This window comes from Leisingera sp. F5, from assembly GCF_001593695.1.
Genome location: NZ_LUKH01001435.1, coordinates 1 through 1,031, shown reverse-complemented (window position 1 = coordinate 1,031; position 1,031 = coordinate 1). Strand labels below are relative to the sequence as shown.

Below are 1,031 nucleotides of genomic sequence, written 5' to 3'. Positions count from 1 at the left end.
AAGCGTGCCCCACCGTCTGTGCCTGCGCGACACGCCCGGCGTCAATGACACCTTCATGATGCGCGAGCAGATCACCATCCAGGCAATCCGCGACAGCCGCCTTTGCGTGGTGGTGCTGTCTGCAGGCCAGGCGCTGACCTCGGTCGACATGGGGCTGATCCGGATGATCTCCAATCTCAAGTCCCGTGAGGTTGTGATCTTCGTCAACCGCATCGACGAACTCGCCGACCCCGCCGCCCAGATCCCCGAGATCAAGGCCAGCATTCGCCAGACACTGGACACGCATCACGGCCCCCAGGACGCAACCGTCCTATTCGGCAGCGCTTATTGGGCCAACAAGGTGCTGACCGGCGGGCTGGAGAACATGGACAAGGCAAGTTCTGCCGCGCTGCTCAATTGGGCCGAAGCCTCGGTCAACAGTTCCCATGCCGAATTGTCGGCCCAGAACATGGTTTGGGAGCTGTCCGGACTGCCTGCACTGAACCGGGTGGTGGCTGAGCGGATCGTGACCGACCTTGGCACACCGCTGCTGGCCCGCGTTGCCGGCTCTGCTGTTACCGCTGCCACCGGCCAGCAGGCGGCACATGCAGTCAGGGTGCAGGGCGAAGGCGGCGCGCAGGCCGGTCTCCATGACACCTGCACCGCATTTGAGAACATCTGCAAATCCCATCTGAACGCACTGGAAGCCGAGACCGCGCAGATCCTCGTCTCCTTCCGCGACCGCGCCGACCGGGCCCATGCCACATTCACCGACCGCGCCACCCACGCGCTGATCGAGCACTTGGAGAAATGGGGCGAGGACTGCCACTGGGAGTATGATCCCGCCGGGCTGCGGATGCTGTTGCGCTCTGCCTATTCGGTGATGACCAGCCGCCTGCAGGCTGCCGCCCAAGCCCGGTATAAGACCGCGGTGCAGGACGTCGCGGAGCTGCTCTATGACGGTTTCGGCGCGGCGGTCGAGGGTATTCAGCTGTCAGTCCCCGAGGTGCCCCCGGCCAGCTCTCCGATTGCGCTGGGGCAGGCCATTGCAC

The 1,031-nt window shown here is 64.6% G+C and carries 1 pseudogene; it reads left to right on the top strand.

What is annotated here, in order from left to right:
- Positions 1 to 1,031, top strand: a pseudogene (locus tag A2I95_RS42055) (hypothetical protein); the annotation flags it as partial.